Below are 25,319 nucleotides of genomic sequence, written 5' to 3' on the forward strand. Positions count from 1 at the left end.
CGCTATGGCACTCCCGGATCGCGACGGCGCGCGGGACGAGGTCGACAAGATCGTCCTCGCCTGGCAGCGCGAGCGACCCGACCTCGACGTCCGCCCCCTGACCGTGCTCTCGCGCGTCAGCCGCCTGGCACGGCACCTCGACCTCGCCCGACGGTCCGCGTTCGCGCGGCACGACCTGGAGACCTGGGAGTTCGACGTCCTGTCCGCGCTGCGCCGGGCCGGGTCCCCGTACCGGCTCTCGCCCGGCGCGCTGCTGACCCAGACGCTGGTCACCAGCGGCACCATGACCAACCGCATCGACCGCCTGGCCGAGCACGGGCTGGTCGAGCGACTGCCCGCCCCCGACGATCGCCGCGGGGTGCTCGTGCAGCTGACCGCGGCCGGCCGTGCCCGGGTCGACGCGGCGTTCGCCGACCTGCTCGACGTCGAGCGCGGACTGCTCGGCGACCTCGACGAGGGCGACCGCGAGCAGCTCGCGGCCCTGCTGCGCGAGGTCGTCGCCCCGTTCGACGCGTCTTGACGACCTTTCGCTCAGCGTCGCGGGGCCTCCTTCTTGCTGCCGTCCTGCTGTATGCCCTGAACCTGCGCGCGCCGATCACCGCGCTGGCACCCGTGGCCGACGAGGTGCGCGCGTCGCTGGGGCTCTCCGCCGCCGGCGTCGGGCTGCTGACCGGCATCCCCGTGCTCTGCTTCGCGGTGCTGACGCCCGTGATGGCCGTGCTGCTCGGGCGGCTCGGGACCTCACGCGTCGTCCTCGCGTCGCTGGTGACCGTGCTCGCCGGGACGCTGCTGCGCTCGTCGGGCGGGTTCGCCCTCGCCCTGGCGGGCACGGTCCTGATCGGCGTCGCGATCACCGCGGGGAACGTCGCCGTGCCGGTGGTGATCGGGCGGGACTTCCCCGGGTCGGTCGCTCGGGTCACGGGCCTCTACACCGCGGCGCTCAACGGCGGGTCCGTCCTGACCACCGTCTTCACCGCACCGCTGGCGGCGCTGGTCGGCTGGCGGTGGGCGCTGGCCTCGTGGGGGCTGCTGGCGGTGATCGCGATCGTCGTGTGGCGACGGGCCTACCCCGCTCGCGAGGACGTGGCTCCGCCGGTGCTCGCGTCCGCCTCCGGCGACTCCGTCTGGCGACGGCCCGTGACGTGGTTCCTGGCCGTCGCGTTCGCCGGGCAGGCGTTCGGGTACTACGCCGTCAGCGCCTGGCTGCCCTCGATCCTCGGCGACACCCTCGGACTGGCCCCGACCGGCGCCGGGGGCGCGGCCGCGCTGTTCCAGCTGTTCGGCATGGTCGGCGGGGTCGCCGTGCCGCTCGTCCTCGCGCGCCGCACTCCCCTGCCGCTCGTGTCGCTCGGCATCGCGGTCTTCTGGTTGGCTCTGCCCCTCGGCCTGCTTCTCGAACCGTCCCTGTGGGCCGTCTGGTGCATCTGCGCCGGGATCGCGCAGGGCGGGAACTTCACCGTCATCTTCACCGTGATCGCGTCCTCCGCCGGGTCGCAGGCCGCCGCGCGCCGGATGTCCGCGACGGTGCAATCGATCGGGTACACGGCCGGCGCGCTCGGGCCGTCCGTGCTCGGGGCCGTGCACACCGCGTCGGGCGGGTGGTCGGGACCCTTGGCCGTGGTGCTCGTCGCGGTCGTCGCCATGGCGTCGGCGTCCGGGCTGGCGCTGCGGTCGATGAAGTCCTGACCGACCGTGACGTCAGCCGACGATCTCGGCGGCTTCCATCCAGGCGGTCTCGAGGTCGTCCTTCTCGGCCGCGAGCGCGCGCAGCTCGGCGTCCAGCGCGAGGACGGCCTGGTGGTCGGTCGCCTGCTCGGACATCCTCTGGTGGAGCGCGGACTCCTGGTCGGCGATCCGCGACAGCCGCCGCTCGATCCGCGCGATCTCCTTGCGGGCCGTGCGCAGGTCGGCCTCGGAGACCGCAGGACGGTCGACGGGGGCCGGGCCGGCATCGAGGACCGAGGTCACCGAGCCGCCCGCGGCGATCGCGGTCCGGCGCAGCGTCAGGTACTGCTCGACGCCGCCCGGCAGCTGGCGCAGCATGCCGTCGCCGAGCAGGGCCATCTGCGTGTCGCAGACGCGTTCGAGCAGGTAGCGGTCGTGCGAGACGACGATCAGCGTGCCCGGCCAGCCGTCCAGCAGGTCCTCGAGGGCCGCGAGCGTGTCGGTGTCGAGGTCGTTGGTGGGCTCGTCGAGGAGCAGGACGTTGGGCTCGCCGACGAGGAGCCGGAGCAGCTGCAGCCGTCGGCGCTCGCCGCCGGACAGGTCGCGCACCGGCGTGCTCGACCGCTCCCGGGTGAAGCCGAGCCGCTCGACCAGCTGCGCGGCCGTCAGCTCCTTGCCGCCGACGACGACCGACCGCTTCTCGCGCTCGATCACCTCGATCACGCGCAGGTCGGCGAGCTCGTCGAGGTCCTCGACGTCCTGGCGAAGCTCTGCGACCTGCACGGTCTTGCCGCGCTTGACCCGGCCGGTGGTGGGTTGGAGCCGACCGGACAGGAGCCGCAGCAGCGTCGTCTTGCCGGCACCGTTGACGCCGACCAGGCCGACGCGGTCGCCCGGGCCGAGCCGCCACGTGACGTCGTGCAGGAGGGTGCGGTCGCCGTAGACCACGGACGCGTCCTCGATGTCGAGCACGTCCTTGCCGAGCCGGGCGGTCGCCATCCTCGTGAGGGACAGCTGGTCGCGGGGCGGGGGCTCGTCGGCGATGAGCTCGGCGGCGGCGTCGAGGCGGAACTTCGGCTTGGACGTGCGCGCGGGTGCCCCGCGGCGTAGCCAGGCGAGCTCCTTGCGCAGCAGGTTCTGCCGCTTCTCCTCGGCGGTCGAGGCGTTGCGGGCCCGCTCGGCCCGCGCGAGGACGTACGCCGCGTACCCGCCCTCGTACTGGTCGACGCCGCCGTCGTGCACCTCCCACGTGCGCGTGCAGACGGCGTCGAGGAACCACCGGTCGTGGGTGACGACGACGAGCGCTCCCTGGCCGCGGCCGAACCGTTCGACCAGGTGCTCGGCCAGCCACGCGACGCCCTCGACGTCGAGGTGGTTGGTCGGCTCGTCCAGGACGAGGACCTCCTCGTCGCGCACGAGCAGGGCCGCGAGCGCGACCCGGCGGCGCTGCCCGCCGGAGAGGCTGTCGACCGGGGTGTCCAGCGCGACGTCCGCGAGCAGCCCCGCGTGCACGGAACGGATCCGGGAGTCGGCGGCCCACTCGTGCTCGTCGGCGGACCCGTGGACCACGTCCAGCACCGTACGGCCCGGAGCGAGCTGGTCGCGCTGGTCCAGGACGACGACCCGGACACCGCCGGCCCAGGTGACGCGGCCGGCGTCGGGCTCCTGCTGGCCCGACAGGACGCGCAGCAGGGTGGACTTGCCGGCGCCGTTGGGGCCGACGACGCCGATCCGGGCGCCGTCGTCCAGCCCGAGGGAGACCTCGTCCAGGAGCGTCCGGGTGCCCAGCGTGAGCGTGACGCGGTCCGCGCCGAGTAGGTGAGCCATCGGCGTGAAGGTTACCCGCACACGTGCACAGCTCCTCGACCGGATCTCCACCCAAGCCCGCACACAGCCCCTGACCTGCGGCCTAACGTCCAGAGCATGCGCACAGCCGCCGCACAGCACGGACGGCGCCGGCCCGGCCGGCGCATCGGTCGAGGGATCGCCCTCGGGGTCGTCGCGACCCTGGCCTTCGGGGCGGGCGCCGCCGCGGCCGCCTACCTGTCGCTGGACGACAACATCGACGACGCGGGCGACGTCACGGCGATGCTCGGCGACCGCCCGTCGCCGAGCGCGACCCCGTCCGCTCCCGGCGACGTGCACGTGGGCTCCGCGGTCAACGTGCTGATCCTCGGTTCCGACGACCGTAGCGGCGCGAACGCGGCAATCGGCGGCGCCAACGACGGGATGCACTCCGACACGACGATCGTCGCGCACATCTCGGCGGACCGGAGCCGCGTCGAGCTGGTCTCGATCCCCCGGGACCTCGTGATCGACCGCCCGACGTGCGTCACCCGGGACGGCACCGAGATCCCCGGGAAGTCCCAGGACATGTTCAACGACGCCTTCTCGGTCGGCTGGAACCACAGCCAGGACCTGGCCACCGCGGCCGCGTGCACGTGGCGGACGGTCGAGACGATCACCGGGCTTCGGCTCGACGGCTTCGTCCTGCTCGACTTCGTCGGGCTGACGGCCATGGTCGACGCGATCGGCGGCATCCCGATCTGCCTGCCCGAGGCGTACGACGACGCCAGCACCGGCCTGCACGTGCCGGCCGGCCCGCAGGTGTTCGACGGGACGACGGCCGTGCAGTTCGCGCGGGCCCGCGAGGACCTCGGCGACGGCTCCGACACGCAGCGGATCCTGCGCCAGCACGACCTCATGGGTGCGATGTCGGCGTCCCTGCTGAGCGCGCAGACGCTCGCCGATCCCGTGGCCCTCTTCTCGTTCGCCCGTGCCGCGACGAGCTCGCTGACCGCGAGCGAGGGGTTCTCGTCGCTGGCGGACCTGACCGGGCTCGGGCTGTCGCTGCGGCACGTGGGCGCCGACCACGTCGTGTTCCTGTCCATGCCGACCGCGGTGTCGCCCAAGGACCGCAACCGCCTGGTGTGGGCGCCCGAGGCGGACACGCTGTGGGCCCGGCTCGCGGCGGACCAGCCGGTGGGCGAGGTCGCGCCGTCGCCACCGGTCGAATCCGGTGGCCCCGCCTCGTCGCCGGCCGCTACCGTCCCACCCGTCGTCGACCCGCCCTGGACGCCCTCGAACGGCGTGACCACGTCGGCCGACGCCGCCACGACCTGCACCTGAGACGACCGCACCTCGCGCCGGTGGACCGCAGGGGGATCCACCGCCGCGAGGTGCGGTCGTGAGGTGTCGTCGGCTCAGCGCGCCAGGTACGCCGCGAGCACGTCGAAGATGCCGCCGAAGCCGGCCTCGCGCTGCGAGCCGTCCTCCTGGCCGTCGAGGAAGACGCCGTGCTCCGTGTACGTGAGGCGCGTGCCGCCCTCGACCGCCTCGAACACCGTCGAGTTCACCGACGTCGAGAGGTGCTTGCCGTCCACCCACATGTCGTAGGTGGCCACGATCCGCTGCTTGTCGACGATGTCGGTGTAGGTGCCGACGTACCGGCTGGTCGGTCCTTCGTGCCACTGACCGTCCTGGACGGAGCCACCGCCGACGCGGAAGTCCTCCGACTCCTCGGTGGCCGTGAAGTTGTCCTCGGCGCCGAACCACTGCGCGTGCTGCTCCGGGACGGCGAACGCATCCCAGACGCGGTCCAATGGCGCGTCGAACGTACGCTCGACGACGAAGGTCGCGTGGGTGACGGTGTTCTCGATACTGGTGTCCGTGGACATGGGGTGCTCCTTCGGGATGGCCGTCGAGGCGGCCGGGTGGGTGTTCTTCGGGTCAGGCGTGCGGGTCGGCCAGGAGGGCGCCGAGGCGGTCGAGCCGCCGCTCGGCGGGCAGCCGCTGGCGGCCGATCCACTCCCCCGCGGGCGTGAGCGCGTCCGTGGCGAGCTGGACCGTGCGGACGCGACCGATCTTGTGGGAGGTCACGATCCCCGCGTCCTCGAGCACCGCGAGGTGCTGGTGGACCGCCGGGAGCGACATCGCGAACGGCTCGGCGAGCTGGCTCACCGACACCGGACCGCGGACGAGGCGCTCGACCATCGCCCTGCGGGTCCCGTCGGACAAGGCCTTGAAGACCTGGTCCAGCTCGTCATTGTTAAGCATGTGCTTAAGTATTGCCCATGCGCGACGGATGTCAAGGGGTGCGCGGGAGATCAGTCCGTCGAGCTGACGACGCGGGCGCCCGCGACGGGGCCGGCGGCGGTCAGGACCCGGTCGGCCACGCCGGAGGCGGTGAACGCGGCGGCGAGGACCAGGGCGTGCTGGCGGCTGCGGCCGAGCGCGGCGATGGTCGGTCCGGAGCCGGAGACGACGACGCCGAGCGCCCCGGCGTCCTGGGCGACCGCGAGCGGCTCGGCCAGGCCGGGGTCGAGCGACAGGGCGGCGAGCTGGAGGTCGTTGTGCAGGGCTGCGCCGAGCGCACGCGGGTCGCCCGCGCGCAGGGCCTGCATGAGCGGGACGTCGTCCTCGGCTTCGGGGTCGCGCGGTGCGTCGGCGAGCTCGTCGTACGCGGCGTACACGGCGGCGGTCGACAGGCCGCGGTCCTGCACGGCGAAGGCCCAGTGGAACTCGCCGCGGCTGAGGGCGGGCGTCAGCAGGTGCCCACGGCCGGAGCCGACCGCGGTGTGGCCCGAGAGCGCGAACGGCACGTCGGAGCCGAGCTCGGCGGCCAGCTCGAGCAGGTCGTCGCGGCTCATGCCCGTGCGCCACAGGGCGTCGCAGGCGATCAGGGCGGCCGCGGCGTCGGCGGAGCCCCCGGCCATGCCCCCGGCGACGGGCACGCCCTTGTGCAGGTGCAGGTGGACGCCGTCGTCGATCCCCGCGCGCGCGGCGAGCAGCTGCGCGGCGCGCAGGGCGAGGTTCGTGGCGTCGGTCGGGACGAGCTCGGACTGCGGCCCGCTGACGGTCAGCGTGCGACGGTCGGCGGGGGTCGCGACGACCTCCTCGAACACCGACACCGCCTGGAACACGGTCGAGACCGGGTGGTAGCCGTCCGCCTCGAGCGGGCCGACGCGCAGCGAGAGGTTGATCTTGCCCGGCGCGCGGACCCGGACCTCGTGCTCGGGCAGCGGCGCTACGGGAGTCAGGGTCACGGCTCCACCCTGCCAGGTCCGGGAGCCTGCGCAGCCAGAGCCGCGGCGATCCGCGCGAACGCCGCGATGTCGATGACCTCGCCGCGTGCCTGCGGGTCGACGCCCGCGGCCTCGATCGCCGCGACGGCGGCGTCGGGCGACCCCGCCAGGGTCGCCAGCGCGGAGCGGAGCATCTTGCGGCGCTGCGCGAAAGCGGTGTCGACGACCTCGAACACCTCCTCGCGCGATGCGCTGGTCTCGGGCGGCTCGCGACGGTCGAACCGGACGAGCGCGGAGTCGACGTTCGGGGCGGGCCAGAAGACGGTGCGGCCGACCGTCGCGGTGCGTCGCGCCGAGGCGTACCAGGCTGCCTTCGCGGACGGCACCCCGTACGTGCGGCTGCCGGGCGGGGCCGCGAGGCGGTCGGCCACCTCGGCCTGCACCATCACGAGCACACGCTGCAAGGAGTCGAACCGCTCGAGGAACGTGAGCAGGACGGGCACGGAGACGTTGTACGGCAGGTTCGCGACGAGGGCGACGGGCGGGGGTCCGGGCAGCGCGCGCACCTCGAGGGCGTCCGACAGGACGATCGTCAGCCGGTCGCGGCCGTCCGCGTCGCGCAGCACCACGGGGTCCTCGTCGGAACCTTGCTCCACGACCGTGAGCCCGGGCAGGTGCGCGAGGACCGTGGACGGGAGCAGCCGGGCGAGCACGGGGTCGATCTCGACCGCGATCACGTCGGCCCCGGCCTCGAGCAGCCCGAGCGTCAGCGAGCCGAGCCCGGGCCCGACCTCGACGACGCGGTCGCCCGCGACGACGTCGGCCTGCCGGACGATCTTGCGCACGGTCCCGCCGTCGAGCACGAAGTTCTGCCCGAGCTGCTTGGTGGGGCGGATGCCGGCACGGGCCGCGAGCTCACGGATCTCCGTGGCGCTCAGCAGCTCGATGCTCGACATGGGCCCGAGCCTAGGCGAGACGTCTCGCTCCGACGCACACACGCCGGATGCGGGCGAGGCCCCCGTCCCACCAGGGGACGAGGGCCTCGCGGCACGTCGATCAGCTGAACAGCCGCTTCCCGCACACGGGCCAGGGGCTCGCGCCGGAACGGTTGTAGAGCATCTTCGCGCGGGCCGTCTGCTCGTCGGACGAGGCCTGCGACGGCAGGCCGGAGCCGCCGACGCCTGCCCAGGTGCCCACGGAGAACTGGTAGAGCCCGTGGTACAGCCCGTTCTTGGAGACGACGGTGGGGTTGCCACCGGACTCGCAGGCGGCGAGCGCAGCCCAGTTCAGGGAGTCGGCGGACCCACCGGCGGTGACCGGGGTGCCGGACGCGGCGGCCGGAGCCTTCGCGACGACCGGGCGCGCCTTGCTGCCGACGCCGACGACCTCGTTGACCGGCGCCGTCGTGACGGTGTCGGAGAGGTTCACGCGCGCCGTCTCGACGCCGTCGACGGTGGTCACGTGGTCGACCACGGTGCGCACACCGGCGACGCCGGCCGTGAGGACCCGCTTCTGGCCGACGTAGCGCGTGGGCTCGTCCTGCTGGACGGAGGCGAACGGCACCTCGACCGTCGCGGTCACGTCCTGCTCGACCACGCGGTTCACGACGACCTGCAGGCGACCGGTGTCGGCGTGCTTGACCGAGACCAGGTCTAGCGGCTGCAGCGTGACGTCGAGCTCGCTGAGCACCTGCGCGACCGTGGCGTCGGCGTCCGGGACGGCCAGCGTGGTGCCGTCCACCAGCACCTCGGCCGGGCCGCTGACGGTCAGGTCGAGCGGGAGCTCCGCGCGGCCGGAGGACCGGGACGCGACGAGCGCGACCTGGTCGCCGCGGGCGGAGAGAGCGTCGAGCGCGTCGTCGGCGGACAAGGCGGTCGTCCAGAGCTTCGTCACCTGGCCGTCCACGTTCACGGTGACCTGGTGCGCGTGCCGCACGACCACGTCCGCGCCCTCGGTCAGCGCGCCGCTCGCGCTCACGTCGTCGCGGGCGCCGACCGTCACGTCGTGCGCGTCGAGGAGGCCCTCGACGGACCCGGCGAACGTGGTGATCTTGGTGACCTTGCCGTCGACGTCGAGCGTGACGGTCTTCTGGGCGTGGGCGTAGGCCGCCGTGCCGCCCGCGAGGACGAGGACGAGGGCTGCCGCCGTGATGGGCAGGACGCGAGTGCGCATCGACCGATGGCCCTTCGCGGCGGTGTCGTCGGGCGTCGTGCCGGCCAGGTCGTCAGGGGTGACGTCGGAGGCGGCGGCGGCGCGCGCGAAGGGGTTCAGGGTCGAGAACTGCACGAGGCTCCAGCCGTCGAGGTGCCCGGGCACGGGGTGCAGGTCGTGCCGCGGTGCGACACCCGGCGGTGAGCCCGGAGTGCGGCTCGTGCAGACGCCTGGAGGGAGGCGTCAACCGTCGGTCCCGGATCCCCGATCCGGCCGTCACGGCGGCCCGCCTGCAGCGGGCCCCGTCGGCTCCCGGAGACTGGTCGTCTGCCCAGATGGGCCGGCGTCCAGGTTCGAGGAGCGCGTCGACCGTAACCGTTCCGTTACGCAATTGGCAAAGCCAGTGGGCCTCGCCGACCCCTCGCAAGCCCGTGATCATGCGGAACCGGCACCCATCGGTGCACGTCAGGACGTTGCTGCCGCCGGTCGAGGAGATCGGGTGAAGATCAGTACCAGCCGCTCGACTCGTGGTGCGAGTAGGCGCCGCAGGGGTTCCCGTACCGGCCGCCGATGTAGTTGAGGCCCCACGTGATCTGGGTGGCCGGGTTGGTCTGCCAGTCGGCCCCGACGGATGCCATCTTGGAGCCCGGGAGTGCCTGCGGGATGCCGTAGGCGCCGGACGACTTGTTGGCCGCGTTGACGCGCCAGCCGCTCTCCTGGTTCCACAGGGACAGCAGGCAGGCGAACTGGTCGTCGCCCCAGCCCCGGGCCGCGGCGAGCTCCTTGCCGATCGCCTGCGCGCTGCCCGGCTCGACCACGACGACCGCCGGGTCGGGGAGCTCCTGGGTGCCCACCTTGGTCACCTGCGTGACCGGCGGGACCGTGACCACCGACGAGACGGCCGTGCGACCGGTGACGACCCCGCCGACCATCTGCAGCTCGTACGTGGTGGTCCGGACGCCCGCCTTGCCCTTGGTCTCGATGACCTTGGTGCCCTTGACGGACTTGGGGTCCTCGACCTCCTGGGAGTCGAAGGGCACGGCCTCCTGGACCGTCTCGCCGCCTGTGCTCGCGCGGGTCACCAGGACCACGAGGCCGTCCACCGACGTCGCGTCGAGCGGGACCGAGACCTGGTCGCCCTCCCCGAGCACGAGGCCGACGTCCTTGAGCGAGTCGCGGACGGTGGCGGCGCTGCTCACGCCGTCGATCACCTGCCCGTCGACGACGAGGTGGATCGTCTTGAGCGTCGAGACCCGCAGCGTGTCGCGGCCGAGCTCGGCGGAGCGCGACGCGGACAGGCGGACCTCGTCGTCGCGCAGACCGAGCCCGTCCACGGCCTCGCCGACCGTCAGCGCGGTGGTCCAGACCTTGCGCGCCGAACCGTCGACCTCGACCTCGACGTTGCGCCCGTGCCGGACGACGATCTGCCCGTCGGACGCGATGGTCTCGCCGAGCGAGGGCGCCACGAGGTCCCCGTCGCCGACGGTGATCCCGCCGCTGGCAAGCACGTCCGAGACGGTCCGGCCGAAGGCCTCGACCTGCACGGCCTTGCCGTCGACATCGACGGTGACCTGCTTGTGCAGGACGGCGAAAGCGCTGGTCACCCCGGCCACGACCGCCAGCACGGCGGCCTGGGCGACGAGCCGACCGAGGCGTCCACGAGGCACGAGGCGACTGGTCGTCGCGCGCTCCTCGTCGTCGCTCACGCGGTGACTCCTCGGCCTTGGGGACAGGACACCGTCCTGGACGGCGGTCCGACCGTAACCGATCCGTGATGATCCCCGAAACCCGGCGTCCGAGTTGCGGTACCTCGGCATCGCCCACGACCGGACATATCGGTCACCAGGAGCCGTAGACGGCCTCGGAGGTCGCCGCGATGTCGGCGCACACGTCGGCCAGCGACCGCCCGGTGACCTCGGCGACCGTCCGCACCGTGCCGGGCAGGAGGTAGGGCGCGTTCGGGCGGCCGCGGAAGGGGTGCACGGTCAGGTAGGGGGCGTCCGTCTCGACGAGGAGCCGGGAGGGCGGAACCTCCCGCAGCGCCTCGCGCAGCGCGTCGTTCGGGCCGAACGAGACGGGTCCGGCGAACGAGAGGAACCAGCCCTGCGACACCGCCAGGCGGGCCAGCGAGGCGTCGCCCGAGAAGCAGTGGAAGACGGTGCGGTCGGGGGCACCGTCGGCCAGCAGCACCTCGACGACCTCGTCGTGCGCGTCGCGGTCGTGGATCTGCAGCGCCAGGCCGAGCTCCTTGGCCAGCGCGATGTGCGCCCGGAACGCCTCCCGCTGGACCGCCCGGCCGGCGGGACCGGCGCGGAAGTGGTCCAGGCCGGTCTCCCCGATCGCACGGATGCGGTCGTTGCCGCGCGCGACCGACGCGACGTGCGCGATCGCGTCGTCCAGGGACACCTCGTACGGGCCCTCCGGGTCGAGCCCGTCCGCCGCCACCTCCTGGATGCCGGCATGACGCACGGCCTCGTTGGGGTGGATGGCGACGGCGCCGAGCAGCTGCTCGTGGCCGCGCACCACCTCGGAGGTCCAGTCCACCGCCTGGAGGTCGCAGCCGACCTGGACCAGGCGCGTGACGCCCACGGAGGCGGCGCGGTCGAGCTGGGCGTCGAGGTCGTGGGCCGCCTCCCAGCCGTCGGCCCGCCAGCCGAGCACCGAGTCGAGGTGGGTGTGGTTGTCGACGACAGGCAGGGGCAGCGCCTCGGGCGGCTCCGGCCAGCTCCGGTCCCTCGACTGCTCGCGCGAGCGCGCCATCAGCCCTGCCGCAGCCGCTCGAGCTCCTCCTCGACGATCGAGTCGTCGAGCTTGGTGAACACGGGTGTCGGCTTGGCGACCGGCGTCCCGGGCACGACCGGCCTCGTGGCCCACGGCGCGACCGTCCGGCCGAGCTCGTAGTCGCCGGTGATGATCGGGTAGTGCCGGGAGTCGTCGTCCAGGTCCGTGACCTCGTCGATGCGCGGCAGCGGCGAGAAGACCCCGGTGCCGCCGAGGACCTCGTGCACCTGCTGCGCGGAGTGCGGCAGGAACGGCGCGAGCAGCGTGTTCGCGTCGCTGACCGCCTGCGCGGCCGTGTGCAGCACCGTGCCCAGGCGGTCGCGGTCGGTGGTGAGCTTCCACGGCTCGGTCTCGGAGATGTACCGGTTGGCCTCCTGGACCACCCGCATCGCCTCGCCGATCGCCGCCTTGTTGCGGTGGCCCTCGAGCAGCTCGCCGACCCGGCCGAAGCCCGCGGCCGTCGTCGTCAGGAGCGCCTGGTCCACGGGCTGCAACGAGCCGGCCGCAGGGATCTCGCCGAAGTTCTTGGCGATCATGCTGGCGGTGCGGTTGACCAGGTTGCCCCAGCCGGCGACGAGCTCGGTGTTGGTGCGCGTCTTGAAGTCCGCCCACGTGAAGTCCGAGTCCTGGTTCTCGGGTCCGTTGACCGACAGGAAGTAGCGCAGCGCGTCCGGCTGGTAGCGCGACAGCACGTCGCGCACGTAGATGACCACGCCGCGCGACGAGGAGAACTGCTTGCCCTCCATCGTCAGGAACTCCGACGAGACCACCTCGGTGGGCAGGTTCAGCGTCCCGTAAGGCCCGGGCGCGCCACCGCGGGTGCCGCCGCCGTCGTAGCCGAGCAGCTCCGCCGGCCAGATCTGCGAGTGGAAGGTGATGTTGTCCTTGCCCATGAAGTAGTAGCTCAGGGCGCTGGGGTCGTTCCAGAACGGGCGCCAGGCGTCCGGGTCGCCCGAGCGGCGCGCCCACTCGATCGACGCGGACAGGTAGCCGATGACCGCGTCGAACCACACGTACAGGCGCTTGTTCGGGTTCTCCTCCCAGCCCGGCAGCGGCACCGGGATGCCCCAGTCGATGTCCCGCGTCATGGCGCGCGGGCGCAGGTCGTCGATGAGGTTCAGCGAGAAGTTCAGGACGTTGGGGCGCCAGTCGGTCCGCGTGCGCAGCCACGCCTCGAGCGCGCTCGCGAACGCGGGCAGGTCGAGGAAGAAGTGGTTGGACTCGACGAACTTCGGCGTCTCGCCGTTGATCCGGCTGTGCGGGTTGATCAGGTCGATGGCGTCGAGCTGGTTGCCGCAGTTGTCGCACTGGTCGCCGCGCGCGCCGTCGTACCCGCAGATGGGGCAGGTGCCCTCGACGTACCGGTCGGGCAGCGTGCGCCCGGTGCTGGGCGAGATGGCGCCCATGGTCGACTGCTCGATCATGTAGCCGTTCTTGTGCACCGTGCGGAACATCTCCTGCACGACGGCGTAGTGGTTGCGCGTCGTGGTGCGCGTGAACAGGTCGTAGGACAGGCCCAGGTTGGTCAGGTCCTCGACGATCACCCGGTTGTACCGGTCCGCCAGCTCCTGCGGGCCGACGCCCTCCTGCTCGGCGAGAACGAGGATCGGCGTCCCGTGCTCGTCGGTCCCGGAGACCATCAGCACCTCGTTGCCCGCCATCCGCATGTAGCGGCTGAAGATGTCCGAGGGGACACCGAAGCCTGCGACGTGACCGATGTGGCGGGGGCCGTTCGCGTAGGGCCAGGCGACGGCAGACAGGATGCGAGACATGGGCCCGATCCTAGGTGAGCGGCGGTTCAGGGCACGGCCACGCGCAGGATGCGGTCGTCGCCCGGGCGGGGGTCGCCGCGACCGTCGGTGTTGTTGGTCAGCACCCACAACGACCCGTCGGGCGCCTCCGCGACGGCGCGCAGCCGACCGTACGTCCCGACGAGCAGCGCCTCGGGCGTGCCGACGCCGTCCGCGGTGAGCGGGACGCGCCACAGCCGTTCGCCGCGCAGCGCCGCCAGGTAGACGGCGTCGTCGGTGACCGCGAGGCCGCTGGGCGAGGCCTGGTCGGTGGACCAGGTGGCCACCGGGTCGACGAAGCCGTCCTTCCCGCCGACGCCCTCCACCTCGGGCCAGCCGTAGTTGCCGCCCGGCTCGATGACGTTGAGCTCGTCCCAGGTGTCCTGGCCGAACTCGGAGGCGAACATCCGTCCGTCGTCGGCCCAGCCGAGGCCCTGGACGTTGCGGTGCCCGAGGCTCCACACGCGGCTGCCTCCGGGGTTGCCGGGCGCCGGCTCGCCGTCGAACGTGACCCGCAGGATCTTGCCGTTGAGGCTGTCCGGATCCTGCGCGTCCGGCCGCTCCCCTGCGTCGCCCGTGGTCACGTACAGATAGCCGTCCGGGCCCACGGCCAGCCGGCCGCCGTCGTGGTTGCCCGCCTTGTGGATCCCCGTGACGATCGGCGTCAGCGCGCCGAGGCGACCGTCCTGCAGGGTGCCGCGCAGCACGCGGTTGTCGTCGGCCGTCGTGGCGTAGAGGGCGAGATCCACGCCGTCGGACGAGGAGTCGAGCACCGCGACGCCGAGCAGCCCGCCCTCCCCCTGCGGCTCGACGACGTCGACCAGCTGGTCCGCGCCCGGGCCCGTCACGGAGGTGACCTCGCCGTCGGCGTCCACCAGCACCAGCCGAGCGGCGTCGCGCAGCGTGACCGCGGCCCGCCCGTCCGGCAGGAACGCCAGCCCCCACGGCACCTCGAGGTCGGTGACGACGTCGGTGACCGCGCCCGTGGTGCCGGTGGGCCCCGGCGCGTCGTCGTCCGCGGCCGTGCAGCCCGCGAGCAGGCCGACCAGGAGCGCGAGGACGACGGGTGCACGAGCCATCCCTCAGCCCAGCACGCGCCGCCGCGCGACGCACTCCGGGAGACCCCTGAGCCCGACCTCAGGGACGGTCCCGGTGTTTCCCTGATCTTCCCCTGGAAGGGGCTTCCGACCGACGTTCGCGGCTCTAGCGTCGGCCGGGTGACCACCGTCGACGCCTCCCGCGTGCAGTTCGCGCTGCTGGCCGGCATCCACTTCCTGTTCGTGGTCGTGACCCTCGGCCTGGGACCCGTCGTCGCCGTGTTCCAGACCCGCTGGGCCCTCACCGGCTCGATGGTGATGGAGCGCGCCACGCGGTTCTGGGGGCAGCTGTACCTCGTCAACTACGCGCTCGGGATCGTCGCCGGCATCCTGCTCGAGCTGCAGTTCGGCCTGCACTTCCCCGGTCTGCTCGACGTCGCCGGCGAGGTGTTCGGGGCGCCGCTCGCGGTCGAGACGATGGTCGCGTTCTTCCTCGAGTCCACCCTGCTCGGGCTGTGGATCTTCGGCTGGCACCAGCTGAACCGGGGCGTGCACACGCTCGTGTTCTGGCTCGTCGTGCTGACCGGGTACGCGTCCGCGTTCGCGGTCATGGTGGCCAACGGGTTCCTGCGGCACCCGGTCGGCTACGAGCTGGTCAACGGGGTCGCGCGGATCACGTCGACGAGCGAGCTCGTGCTCAACCCCGCGGCCGTGCTCTCGCTCGGGCACGTCGTCGGCGCGTGCCTGGTGGCCGGCGCGTTCGTCGTCATCGGCGTCAGCGCGTGGCACCTGCGCCGGCAGACGGGTCACGACGAGCTCTTCCAGCGCTCTCTGCGCACCGGGGTGGTCGTGGGCGCGGTCGGTGCGCTGCTCGCGGTCGGGTTCGGGTTCTCGCAGTTCAGCTACATCGGCGACGCCACCAGCACGAACCCCGTCGTCGGCGTCGCGCTCGGGTTCATGATCCTCGGCGGGTTCGCCCTGTTCCTCGGAGCGATCCCGATGCTCCTGCTGCTGCCCGCGCTGTTCCGGCTCCCGCGGGGCGTGCAGGACACGATCTACGGGTTCCTCACGCTCGTGATCCCGGTGCCGTTCGTCATCGCCGTGCTGGGCTGGCTCGCGCGGGAGATCGGGCGGCAGCCGTGGGTGGTCGTCGGCGTGCTCCGGACGGCGGACGCCGCCTCGGCCCACACGTCCACGACCGTGCTCGTCTCCCTCGGTGTGCTCGTGGGACTCGTCGCGGCGCTCGCCGTCGTCGACTGGGCCGTGCTCGCGCGGCTGGCCCGGCGCGGTCCGCAGGAGCCGACGCTCGGCGCGCCGCCCCTCGCCGCGCGAGAACCCGACGAGCTGACCTTCGCGGAGGCCACCCGATGACTGCGCTCTGGTTCGTCCTGCTCACCGGCGCGTTCGTCGGGTGGGCGGTCCTCGACGGCGCCAACCAGGGGCTCGGCGCCACGCTCCGCACGGTCGGCGCCACCCCCGGTGAGCGCCGCACCGTGCTCACGGCGCTGGGTCCGTTCCTGCTGTCCGGCGAGGTGTGGCTGATCGCCGGGGTCGGCATCCTGCTGGCGGGGTTCGCGCAGCTCGAGGCCGACCTCTGGTTCGTCGCGTACCCGCTGGTGATCGCGCTGCTCGTCTCGTGGGTCCTGCGCGACGCGGGCGTGTGGCTGCGCAGCCGCCGGCCGTCGGCGTCGTGGCGGACGTGGTGGGAACGCGTGGTCGTCGTCGCCTCCGTGACCCTGGCCGCCGCGGCGGGCGCCCTCGTCGGTGCCGCCCTGGCGTGGCTCCCGGGGCTCGACCTCGGCTCGCGCATCCTCGTGCCCGTGCTCGGCGCCGCCACGGCGGTCGCCCTGACGCGCGTGCTCGGCACCGTCTTCGTCGCCACCCGGACCACGGACGTCCTGCACGAGCGCGCGCTCGCCACGGCCGTGCGCGCCCTGCCCCGGGCCGCGACGCTGCTGGCGCTGAGCGCGATCGGCTACGGCGTCCTGGTCCCCGCCGAGTCGGTCGTGTGCGCGGTCGTCCCCCCGCTGCTGATCGTCGGCGCGGCCGCGAGCCTGCTGGTCGCGCGCCGGCTCCTGGCCGGCGGACGCGTCGCCGGCGCCCGGCTGGCCGTGGTCGTCGCGGGCGCCCTGCCGGTCGTCGGCGCGGCGACCGGGCTCTACCCCGCGCTCGCCGAGGGCGCGGGGGCCACGCCGGGGCTCGCCCTCGTCCTGGCGGCGTGCGTGCCCGTGCTGCTCGCCGCGCAGTGGTGGGTGTGGTCGACGTTCCAGCACCCTGTCGGTCCACGGGATGCGGTCTTCTTCTAGGTCGGCTTCTAGATCGGCGCAGGCTCGCGGCGTACCGTCGATCGGACCAGGGTCAGCGGTCGACGAGAGCGGGGCGAGCAGCGATGAGCATGATGGCGGACATGATGAAGTCCATGTCGATGCCGGGGACGGCAGGCATGTCGGGCATGGACATGCCGATGATGCAGGACTGCGTGGAGGCGTGCTCCGCGGCGGCGATGGCGGCCACGATGTGCGCCGACGCGGACGGCGGCGAGGGCATGGGCCGATGTGCGTCCATGTGCATGAACACCGCGGACGTCGCGACCACGATGATGCGCATGATGATGCGCCCGGCCGGCTACGACATGGGCGTCATGACGTCGATGATGACCGCGTGCATGGCCATGGGCGAGGCGTGCGCGGCCGAGTGCGACATGCACGCCGGCACGTCCGAGCACTGCCGCATCTGCGCGTCCGCGTGCCGGGCGATGGTCGCGGCGTGCTCGTCGGCGATGTCCTCGATGCAGACGGCCTGACGTCCTGGGTGCGGCGAGCCTGACCGGCTAGCGCGCGACCCCGGCGTCCCGGCCGGTCAGGGTGCGCGCGGAGTACCACGCGCCCCCGATCGCGACGAGCTCCGCGACGGGGTGCACCGCCACGGGCTCGCCCGGGGCCGGTGCTGCGCGCGTGGTCAGGACGGTGACCTGGCCGTCGAGCAGGGCGACGGTCAGCACGTCCTCGTCGCGGGACAGCGCGATGCCGTCGCGCCAGGCGCTCGGCGAGGCGTTCGCGACAGCCTCCTGGATCGGGAGGACGTCGATACGGGTGCGGTCGAGCATGTCGGCTCCATCGGGTCGTTCTGCGAATCGTGTCGGGTCCGCTCCGGCCTGCCCGAGGTCGTCGACCAGGGGTGCACGGTGGCGGGCTGCGCCGCGAGGCGGCGGGACGGTCCTGCGACCACGGGAAAGACACGTGGGGAGCTCGCTAGAGCGGGCAGGACCAGGACGACTGGGTCGTCAGAGACACATTCGACAGAGACACTCGTGCGTCGACGCGACGTCGACGGAACCCGCGGCACGCGGGGTCACTGGCACGGGTGTGGCGATGGACATGACACGAGTGTGCGGAGCCGTCCACATGCTGTCAAGGCATCTCGCATGTCGGACGATGCGTGACCAGACCTAACCCGGGACGCTCGTCAGCCGATCCAGCTCCGCGTAGGCGCCACCGGCCGCGACGAGCTCGTCGTGCGACCCGATCTCCACCAGCCGGCCGGCCCGCATGAACGCGATGCGGTCGGCGCCGCGGATCGTGGAGAGCCGGTGGGCGACGACGAACGTGGTGCGGCCGGTCATAAGCCGCCCGAGCGCCTCCTGCACCAGCCGTTCCGACGAGGTGTCGAGGGCCGACGTCGCCTCGTCGAGAACGAGGATGCGCGGGTCGCGGACCAGCGCGCGGGCGATCGCCAGGCGCTGGCGCTGGCCGCCCGAGAGGCGCGCCCCCCGCTCGCCGATCACTGCGTCGAGGCCGCCCATGTGCTCGACGAACTCCAGCGCGTTCGCGTCGCGCAGGGCGTCGCGGACGGCCTCGTCGGTCAGGTCCGGGCTGCCGTAGGTGACGTTGTCGCGGACGGTCCCCTCGAACAGCAGCGACTCCTGCGGGACGACGGCCAGCGAGCGGCGGTACGAGCGCAGGTCGAGCGCGGTCATCGGCCGGCCGTCGAGCAGGATCCGGCCGGCGCTCGGGGTCAGGAAGCCGATCACCATGTTCAGCACGGTCGACTTGCCCGAGCCCGACGGGCCGACCAGCGCGATCGTCTCCCCGGCGCGGACGTGCAGGGACAGGTCGTCGACGGCGACCTCGTCCGGGGCGTCGTCGTACACGTACCGGACGCCCTCGAAGTCGACGTCGCCGCGCACGTGCTCGACCGTCGCCTTGCCCGCGTTGCGCTCAAGGTCGGGCTCGGTGAGCACCTCGGACATCGACCGCACCGACTCGAGGCCCTTGGTGATGATCGGCGCGAGGCTCATGAGCGCGGTGACCGACCCGGTCAGCGCCACGAAGTAGCTGCTCAGCATGGTCACGTCGCCCGCAGACATGCCCCACATCCCCGACCACGCCACCCACGCCGCACCGATCAGGCACGCGACCGAGAGCAGCTGCATGGCGGTCCAGGACATCGCGCCGAACCGACCGTTGGTCACGTCCAGACGGATGCCCGCGGCGCGCACGTCCCCGAGGGTCGCGTCCATGCGGTCCAGCTCGTCGCGCTCCAAGGCGTGCGCGCGCGTGATGGGGATGAGGTGGGTCATCTCGCTGACGCGTGCGGACATCCGCTCCACCTGGGCACGGAAGTCCGCGTTGCGAGACGTCATCCGGCGGCGCATCGAGACGACGAGCGCGGCGGAGGCCGGCACGGCGAGCGCGAACACCGGGAGGAACTCGGGGACGCGGAACGCGGTGATGACCAGCGCACCCGCGAGCGTGGTGATCGCGGCCATCCCGGAGTCGAACGTCTGGCGGCTGCTCTCCACGACGTTCTCCACGTCGCGCACGATCTTGGCCTGCAGCACGCCGGCGCTCATGCGGCGGTGGTAGCCGATGGACAGCTCCTGCAGGCGCCGGGACAGCGCCATGCGCAGGTTCGTCTCGACGGTGCGCACGGCGATCGAGAGCTGCCGGTTGTAGACGTTGGCCAGCGGGAGGTTCTGCGCGACGACGAGCGCCATGAGCACCGCGGCGATCCAGAGCTGGCGCAGGGGCTGGTGCTGGACGACGACGTCGATGACGTTGGCCGTCAGCGCGGGGATCACCCAGATCGGCGAGTGCTTGGCCGCGAACGCGAGCCCCGCGACGACCATGCGCCGCCGCTGCGGCCGGAAGAGGTGGCCGAGCGTACGGAGCGGGTGGGCGCCGTCGTACGACTCTTCGAGGAGGGGCTGGGTCACCCGCCTATCGTAACGATTCGAGGCGCCTTACTTCGACGGGTTAACTTAGCGGCCCTTGGCGGCGAGGGCTGCCGCATAGAGGTCCCGCTTCGGGACACCCGCGGCCGCCGCGACCTCCGCGACCGCGTCCTTGAGCCGCTCCCCCGCGTCGGCCCGCGACAGGACCTCGGCGACGAGGTCGGCGGTGGACAGCTCGACGGCGCCGGACGCACCGCCGACCACCACGACGATCTCGCCGCGCACCTGGTCCGCGGCCGCCCAGGCGACGAGATCGGCCAGCGGCCCTCGTCGGATCTCCTCGTAGGTCTTGGTCAGCTCGCGGCAGACGGCGGCCGACCGGTCACCGCCGAAGGCGGCCGCCATGGCCGCGAGGGTGTCGTCGAGCCGGTGCGGGGCCTCGAAGAAGATCATCGTGCGGCGCTCGTCGGCGAGGAGCTCGAAGGCCCGCGCCCGCTCGCCCGGCTTGCGCGGCGGGAAGCCCTCGAAGCAGAAGCGGTCGGTCGGCAGCCCGGACAGCGCGAGGGCGGTGAGCACGGCGCTCGGGCCGGGTGCCGCCGTGACGGGCAGACCGGCGGCGACCGCGGCGGTGACCACGCGGAAGCCCGGGTCGGACACCGCGGGCATCCCGGCGTCGGTCACGACGACGACCGTGCCGCCGCCCGCGACGACGGCGAGCAGCTCCGCGGACGACGTCGCCTCGTTGTGCTCGTGGTGGCTCACCACCCGCCCACCGATCACGACGCCCATCCGCGCGGCGAGGGCGCGCAGCCGACGCGTGTCCTCGGCGGCGACGACGTCGGCATGCTCGAGCAGGCGGCGCAGGTGCGCCGACGCGTCCTCGACGTTGCCGATCGGGGTCGCCGCGAGCACGAGCCGGCCGGGGGCTGGGGCATCCACGCGGTCAGCCTGCCACCTGATCTGCCCAGCCACAGACGCCGCCCCTACGATGACCGTCGTGCCGCCCACCGAAGACGACGCCGCGACGCCGTCACCCGACGCCACCCTCGCCTCGCCGCAGGCCGTCGCGCCCTCGTCGCCGGACGACGCCTCCCGCGACGAGAGCTCCGCTCCCACCGCGGTCGCCACGCTCGACGGACCGCAGGAGACCGACCTCGAGCCGGCGGAGCGCGAGGACAACCGGCCGCGCCTGCTGCGGCTGCTGCTCGGCACGGACACCCTCACGATCGACGACGCCCCTCGCGCGCGCCTCATGGGCTGGCTCTGGCCGCTCGCGGTGACGCTGCTGGCGGGCCTGCTGCGCTTCTGGGACCTCGGCCGCCCGCACCGGCTCGTGTTCGACGAGACCTACTACGTCAAGGACGCCTGGTCGCTGCTGGTCAACGGCTACGAAGCCAACTGGGCGGACAACCCGAACCCGGCGTTCGAGTCGGGCGACCTGAGCGGGCTCGGGACCACCGGCGAGTACGTGGTGCACCCGCAGATCGGCAAGTGGCTCATCGCGCTGGGCATCCACTTCGGCGGCGGGATCGACAGCTCGACGGCGTGGCGGCTCTCGGCGGCCATCTGCGGGACCCTCGCGGTGCTGATGACTGCGCGGATCGGGCGGCGGATCTTCGCCTCGACCGCGCTCGGCACCGTGGCGGGCCTCCTGCTCGCCGTCGACGGCCAGGCGATCGTGCTCTCGCGGGTCTCCCTGCTCGACCCGTTCCTCATGTTCTTCATGCTCGCGGCGTTCGGGGCGCTGCTGCTGGACCGCGACCAGGCCCGACGGCGGCTGGCGGAACGCACGTCGGTCCTGCTCGACGCGAGTCGGGACATCGGCTGGGGGCCCGGCCTGGGCGTGCGCTGGTGGCGGCTCGCGGCGGCCGTGCTGCTCGGGCTGGGGCTCGGGACCAAGTGGTCGGCGATGTACTTCCTGGCAGTCTTCGGGCTGCTCAGCGTGGCGTGGGACGTCACGGCGCGGCGCACGGCGGGCGTCCGGCAGTGGGTCTGGGCGGGGATCGTCAAGGACGGGCTGATCGCCGGTGTGTCGATGGTCTTCATCGCGCTCGCCGTCTACGTGTCCAGCTGGTTCACCTGGTTCACGCACGCGGAGTCCTACGGCCGGCAGTGGGCGCAGCAGAACCCCGGCCAGGGCGTGCAGTGGCTGCCGCCGGCGCTGCGGTCGTTCTGGAAGTACCACCAGGACATGTGGGCGTTCCACAACGGCCTCGAGACCCCGCACTCCTACGCCGCGAACCCCCTCGGCTGGATCGTGCAGTGGCGCCCGACGTCGATGTTCTACCCGACCGAGGTGTCCGGCCTGACCGGCCAGCAGGCCCAGGACGCGTGCGGGGCGTCGGCGTGCTCGCAGGCGATCACCGCGCTCGGCAACCCGATCCTGTGGTGGTGCGCGACCGCCGCGATCCTCGTCACGGTCGTCTGGCTGATCCGCTACCGCGACTGGCGGGCCGGCGCGGTCCTGGCCGGCATCGTCGCGGGCTGGCTGCCGTGGTTCGCCTACGAGCACCGCACGATCTTCACGTTCTACGCGATCGTCTTCACGCCCTGGATCGCCCTGACGCTCACGTACGTGATGGGCCTGGTGGTCGGGCCGAAGGACCTGGAACCCGTCGGCCGACGACGGGCGATCATCGGCTGCGGGATCCTCGTCGGGCTGATCGTCCTCGTCGGGCTGTTCTTCTACCCGATCTGGTCCGCGTGGATCGTGCCGTACAGGTTCTGGCACGTCCACATGTGGCTGCGGACCTGGATCTGAGGCCTGCCGCCTACCAGTCGACCTGCGGGCTGCGGTACCAGGACAGCCCGAGCCGGTCCCAGAACGGGCCCTGGCCGGCGACCCGTCCGCGGAAGTCCTCCCAGTCGCGCTGCTCGGGGTCCGTCCAGGCGACCTCGGCGATCGCCGCGAGCCGTGGCAGCAGCATCGACGTCACGGCCGGCAGGTCGCGCAGGGTCTCGGTCCACAACGCCGCCTCGACGCCGATGACGGACTCCTGCGGGACACCGGGGATGAGCGTCGACGGCTCCCAGTCGTACGCGTCGCGAAGCTCGATGTGCCCGGCCCACTCCAGTCCCAGGACCGTCTCCGCGTCGTACTTCATGTCGAGGTACGCCTTGGAGCCCGGCGACATGAGCAGGAGCGCGCCGGCCTGCGCGGCCGCGACGAACGGCTCGGGGTCGACGCGGGTGTCCCAGTACTGCACGACCGTGCCCGGCTCGAGCGGCGTGTGAGCGATCTCCTGCCAGCCGACGACCTTCTTGCCGGCTGCGCGGACGGCGTCGGACGCGGCGGCCACGAGGGTCGCGTACTCCTCGGGCTCCATGGTCAGCACCTCGTCGCCGCCGATGTGCACGTACTCGCCGGGGGTCATCGCGGCGACGTCGGCGAAGACCTCCCGCAGGAAGTCCCCCGTGGCGGGCAGGTCCGCGTAGAGCCGGCTGAAGCCGACCTCGATGCCGGTGTAGGCATCGGTCGGCTCACCGCTCGGCGTGAGGTTGCCGTAGGCGTGCGTGGCCGCGTTGACGTGCCCCGGGACGTCGATCTCGGGGACAACCCGCACGCCGCGAACCGACGCGAACGCGACGATCTCCGCGTAGTCGTCGGCCGAGTAGTACCCGCCCGGGTCGCCGTTGACCGACGTGCTGCTGGACAGCCGGGTCAGCTGCGGACGCGACCGGACCTGCAGGCGCCAGCCCTGGTCGTCCGTGAGGTGCAGGTGCAGGACGTTGAGCTTGTAGTGGGCCATCAGCCCGATGATGACCTTGAGGTCACGCTTGGCGACGAAGTGCCGGGCGACGTCCAGCGACAGCCCGCGCCACTGGTACCGCGGCGCGTCCTCGATGATCACCGGCGGGACCCGCAGGGAGCCGTCCGGAGCGGTCGTGAGCAGCTGGCGCAGCGTGACGATGGCGCGGACCAGACCGGCCGGCGACCTGGCCTCGAGCTCCACGCGCCCCGCGCTGGACACCAGCCTGTACGACTCGTCGCCCTCCGCGTCCTGGGCCGTCAGCCGCAGCCGCACCACGTCCGGGGCGTCCGTCTCGGCGTACCGGATCTCGATCGACCGACCGGTGACACGCCCGAGCAGGTCGGCGGCGAGCACCGCGATCCCGATGAGGTCGGGTCGGCCGTTGACCACGACGGTCGTCGACTCGGAGATCACGAAGGGGTCGCCTTCGGTCGTCTCGAGGCGCGCGGGCTTCGGGATGATGGCGGGCACGGCGGGCACGAGGCTCCTGAGGTTGTCCTGGGCGACGGGGGGATCGCCGGGGAAACGCTACTGGACACGGGCGGCAAGCCGCCGGGCGAGAACCGCGCACGTCGCGAGCTGCAGCTGGTGGAAGACGATCACCGGCAGCGTCACGCCCGCCGCGACGACCGGGCTGAACAGCACGGCGGCCATCGGCAGGCCGGTGGCCAGGCTCTTCTTCGAGCCGACCATCAGCAGGGCGATGCGGTCGCGCCACGGGAGGTCGCGTCCACCGACCCACGTGATCGTCAGCATCGCCGCCAGGAGCACCGCGCTCGTCGCGACGAGTGCGGCGAGCGCCCCTGGGGTGACGTGCTCCCAGGCACCGTCGTTGGTGGCCTCGCTCACCGCGACGTACGCGACCAGGGCGATGGTCGCCCGGTCCGTCGTGCGCGTGAAGCCGACGTGCGCCCGCAGCCACCCACCGAGCCACGGCTGCGCCAGCTGGCCGAGCACGAACGGGAGGAGCAGCTGGACGACGATGGCCGTCGGGTCGGTAGAACTCCCCTCGCTGGTGAGGAGCACTCCGACCAGGACCGGGGTGAGCACGATGCCGACCAGGTTGGAGATCGTCGCGCCCGTGATCGCCCCCGCCACGTTGCCGCGCGCGATCGACGTGAACACCACGGACGACTGGACCGTCGACGGCAGGAGGCTCAGGAACAGCAGACCGCGCTTGGTCTCGGTGTCGAGCCCCGGCACCAGCTGGACCAGCAGCCCCAGGATCGGGAAGGCCAGGTAGGTCGCCGCGAGCATCCGGCCCTGGAGCCTCGTGTTGCGCAGGCCGTCCCAGACCTCGGGCGTCGCCATGCGGGCGCCGTAGAGGAAGAAGAGGAGCACGATCGCGGCCGTCCGAGCGCCCGCCACCGCATCGGCTGCGTCGCCCGTGGCCGGCACGACGAGGCCCAGGACCAGCGCCACCAGGACCACGATGACCTGCAGATCCAGCCATCCGCGCACCCGGGTCACGCGGGCAAGTCTGCCGTCTCGTCGCTTCTCAGCGAGCGGGCGGGCGCGTCTGCCCCTATCTTCGCTAGTTGTCGTGGGGGGCCCGTCTTCGAACAGGAGTTGGACCATGACTCAGAACGGCATCATCAGCGCCATCCTCATCGGTGCGATCGTCGGCATCCTCGGCCGGTTGCTGGTCCGCGGCAAGCAGCGGATCTCCTGGCTCGTGACGATCATCGTCGGCATCGTGGCAGCACTCGTCGGCACGTGGCTGGCGAGCCTGATCGGCGTCCGGGACACCGGCGGCGTCGACTGGATCGAGCTCGCGCTGCAGGTCGGGCTCGCCGCCGTGTTCGTGGCGGCCGTGTCGTCGCGTCGGCGTCGGCGGTCGATCCTCTAGGGGTTGGTGGTTCGGCGTTCCGACGAGGGCGCAGTCGCGGGATCGTCGCGGCTGCGCCCTCGTTTCGGTGTCTCCTTGTTCCCTTGCTTGACTCGCC

General features: G+C 72.7%; 24 protein-coding genes. 8 read left to right on the forward strand and 16 right to left on the reverse strand.

The window, feature by feature from the left end; all coding sequences use genetic code 11:
• Positions 1–4: 4 nt before the first annotated feature.
• Positions 5–520, forward strand: a complete 516-nt coding sequence (locus AC1DZC_RS14635; RefSeq protein WP_477043769.1) for a MarR family winged helix-turn-helix transcriptional regulator — start codon at positions 5–7, stop codon at positions 518–520.
• A complete protein-coding gene (locus AC1DZC_RS14640; RefSeq protein ID WP_477043770.1) occupies positions 517–1,686 on the forward strand; it encodes an MFS transporter in 1,170 nt (389 codons plus the stop codon). The genes AC1DZC_RS14635 and AC1DZC_RS14640 overlap by 4 nt, the downstream gene beginning before the upstream one ends.
• A 12-nt stretch (positions 1,687–1,698) precedes the next feature.
• Here AC1DZC_RS14640 and AC1DZC_RS14645 read toward each other — a convergent pair whose 3' ends face one another.
• Positions 1,699–3,492: an ABC-F family ATP-binding cassette domain-containing protein gene (locus tag AC1DZC_RS14645; protein ID WP_477039845.1), complete on the reverse strand. Its 1,794-nt coding sequence runs from the start codon at positions 3,490–3,492 to the stop codon at positions 1,699–1,701.
• A gap of 96 nt (positions 3,493–3,588) precedes the next feature.
• Here AC1DZC_RS14645 and AC1DZC_RS14650 point away from each other — a divergent pair, with 96 nt between their 5' ends.
• The gene (locus tag AC1DZC_RS14650) at positions 3,589–4,794 is read left to right on the forward strand and encodes an LCP family protein (RefSeq protein WP_477043771.1); all 1,206 of its coding nucleotides are present in this window, start codon (positions 3,589–3,591) and stop codon (positions 4,792–4,794) included.
• A gap of 74 nt (positions 4,795–4,868) precedes the next feature.
• Here AC1DZC_RS14650 and AC1DZC_RS14655 read toward each other — a convergent pair whose 3' ends face one another.
• The 9 genes from AC1DZC_RS14655 to AC1DZC_RS14695 form a co-directional block, all read right to left on the reverse strand.
• The gene (locus tag AC1DZC_RS14655; RefSeq protein ID WP_477043772.1) at positions 4,869–5,342 is read right to left on the reverse strand and encodes an SRPBCC domain-containing protein; all 474 of its coding nucleotides are present in this window, start codon (positions 5,340–5,342) and stop codon (positions 4,869–4,871) included.
• Positions 5,343–5,394: 52 nt separating this feature from the next.
• On the reverse strand, positions 5,395–5,721 hold the full coding sequence (locus tag AC1DZC_RS14660; protein ID WP_477043773.1) for an ArsR/SmtB family transcription factor: 327 nt from the start codon (positions 5,719–5,721) through the stop codon (positions 5,395–5,397).
• Positions 5,722–5,771: 50 nt separating this feature from the next.
• Positions 5,772–6,710 (reverse strand): 4-(cytidine 5'-diphospho)-2-C-methyl-D-erythritol kinase, encoded by a 939-nt coding sequence (locus AC1DZC_RS14665; RefSeq protein WP_477039841.1) that lies wholly within the window; start codon positions 6,708–6,710, stop codon positions 5,772–5,774.
• Complete coding sequence (gene rsmA, locus AC1DZC_RS14670; protein WP_477043774.1) at positions 6,707–7,645, reverse strand: 16S rRNA (adenine(1518)-N(6)/adenine(1519)-N(6))-dimethyltransferase RsmA; 939 nt, start codon at positions 7,643–7,645, stop codon at positions 6,707–6,709. The genes AC1DZC_RS14665 and rsmA overlap by 4 nt, the downstream gene beginning before the upstream one ends.
• Positions 7,646–7,745: 100 nt before the next feature.
• The gene (locus tag AC1DZC_RS14675; RefSeq protein ID WP_477043775.1) at positions 7,746–9,005 is read right to left on the reverse strand and encodes a ubiquitin-like domain-containing protein; all 1,260 of its coding nucleotides are present in this window, start codon (positions 9,003–9,005) and stop codon (positions 7,746–7,748) included.
• A gap of 341 nt (positions 9,006–9,346) precedes the next feature.
• Positions 9,347–10,546, reverse strand: a complete 1,200-nt coding sequence (locus AC1DZC_RS14680) for an aggregation-promoting factor C-terminal-like domain-containing protein (RefSeq protein ID WP_477039838.1) — start codon at positions 10,544–10,546, stop codon at positions 9,347–9,349.
• 133 nt (positions 10,547–10,679) lie between these two features.
• Entirely contained in the window at positions 10,680–11,600 is a 921-nt protein-coding gene (locus AC1DZC_RS14685; protein WP_477043776.1) for a TatD family hydrolase, read from the reverse strand.
• A complete protein-coding gene (metG, locus tag AC1DZC_RS14690) occupies positions 11,600–13,393 on the reverse strand; it encodes a methionine--tRNA ligase (RefSeq protein ID WP_477043777.1) in 1,794 nt (597 codons plus the stop codon). Before metG ends, AC1DZC_RS14685 begins: the two co-directional genes overlap by 1 nt.
• 26 nt (positions 13,394–13,419) lie before the next feature.
• The gene (locus AC1DZC_RS14695) at positions 13,420–14,490 is read right to left on the reverse strand and encodes a PQQ-dependent sugar dehydrogenase (RefSeq protein WP_477043778.1); all 1,071 of its coding nucleotides are present in this window, start codon (positions 14,488–14,490) and stop codon (positions 13,420–13,422) included.
• A 138-nt stretch (positions 14,491–14,628) separates the two neighbouring features.
• Between AC1DZC_RS14695 and AC1DZC_RS14700 the strand changes: the two genes are divergently transcribed.
• Positions 14,629–15,819 (forward strand): cytochrome ubiquinol oxidase subunit I, encoded by a 1,191-nt coding sequence (locus AC1DZC_RS14700; RefSeq protein WP_477043779.1) that lies wholly within the window; start codon positions 14,629–14,631, stop codon positions 15,817–15,819.
• On the forward strand, positions 15,816–16,754 hold the full coding sequence (locus AC1DZC_RS14705; protein ID WP_477043780.1) for a cytochrome d ubiquinol oxidase subunit II: 939 nt from the start codon (positions 15,816–15,818) through the stop codon (positions 16,752–16,754). The genes AC1DZC_RS14700 and AC1DZC_RS14705 overlap by 4 nt, the downstream gene beginning before the upstream one ends.
• Positions 16,755–16,806: 52 nt before the next feature.
• Here the strand turns inward: AC1DZC_RS14705 and AC1DZC_RS14710 are convergent, their stop codons facing one another.
• Positions 16,807–17,055, reverse strand: coding sequence for a hypothetical protein (locus AC1DZC_RS14710; protein ID WP_477043830.1), 249 nt, complete (start codon positions 17,053–17,055; stop codon positions 16,807–16,809).
• Between AC1DZC_RS14710 and AC1DZC_RS14715 the strand changes: the two genes are divergently transcribed.
• Complete coding sequence (locus AC1DZC_RS14715; protein WP_477043828.1) at positions 16,964–17,251, forward strand: four-helix bundle copper-binding protein; 288 nt, start codon at positions 16,964–16,966, stop codon at positions 17,249–17,251. The two genes, AC1DZC_RS14710 and AC1DZC_RS14715, sit on opposite strands and share 92 nt — an antisense overlap.
• Positions 17,252–17,278: 27 nt before the next feature.
• On the opposite strand, the gene AC1DZC_RS14720 is transcribed toward AC1DZC_RS14715, so the two are convergent.
• The 3 genes from AC1DZC_RS14720 to rsmI form a co-directional block, all read right to left on the reverse strand.
• Positions 17,279–17,554, reverse strand: a complete 276-nt coding sequence (locus AC1DZC_RS14720) for a nuclease (RefSeq protein WP_477043781.1) — start codon at positions 17,552–17,554, stop codon at positions 17,279–17,281.
• Between the two features lie 342 nt (positions 17,555–17,896).
• Positions 17,897–19,663, reverse strand: a complete 1,767-nt coding sequence (locus AC1DZC_RS14725; protein WP_477043782.1) for an ABC transporter ATP-binding protein — start codon at positions 19,661–19,663, stop codon at positions 17,897–17,899.
• A 45-nt stretch (positions 19,664–19,708) separates the two neighbouring features.
• A complete protein-coding gene (rsmI, locus tag AC1DZC_RS14730) occupies positions 19,709–20,560 on the reverse strand; it encodes a 16S rRNA (cytidine(1402)-2'-O)-methyltransferase (RefSeq protein WP_477043783.1) in 852 nt (283 codons plus the stop codon).
• Positions 20,561–20,609: 49 nt separating this feature from the next.
• On the opposite strand from rsmI, the gene AC1DZC_RS14735 reads away from it, so the two are divergent.
• Positions 20,610–22,382 carry a dolichyl-phosphate-mannose--protein mannosyltransferase gene (locus AC1DZC_RS14735; RefSeq protein WP_477043784.1) on the forward strand — a complete coding sequence of 591 codons (1,773 nt, stop codon included), beginning with the start codon at positions 20,610–20,612 and terminating at the stop codon, positions 22,380–22,382.
• A gap of 10 nt (positions 22,383–22,392) precedes the next feature.
• On the opposite strand, the gene AC1DZC_RS14740 is transcribed toward AC1DZC_RS14735, so the two are convergent.
• Positions 22,393–23,853 (reverse strand): beta-N-acetylhexosaminidase, encoded by a 1,461-nt coding sequence (locus AC1DZC_RS14740; protein WP_477043785.1) that lies wholly within the window; start codon positions 23,851–23,853, stop codon positions 22,393–22,395.
• A gap of 48 nt (positions 23,854–23,901) precedes the next feature.
• Positions 23,902–24,843: a bile acid:sodium symporter family protein gene (locus AC1DZC_RS14745; protein ID WP_477043786.1), complete on the reverse strand. Its 942-nt coding sequence runs from the start codon at positions 24,841–24,843 to the stop codon at positions 23,902–23,904.
• Between the two features lie 106 nt (positions 24,844–24,949).
• Between AC1DZC_RS14745 and AC1DZC_RS14750 the strand changes: the two genes are divergently transcribed.
• Entirely contained in the window at positions 24,950–25,222 is a 273-nt protein-coding gene (locus AC1DZC_RS14750; RefSeq protein ID WP_477039826.1) for a GlsB/YeaQ/YmgE family stress response membrane protein, read from the forward strand.
• The last annotated feature ends 97 nt before the right edge of the window (positions 25,223–25,319 follow it).

It is taken from the genome of Cellulomonas sp. P2_B4 (assembly GCF_056404795.1).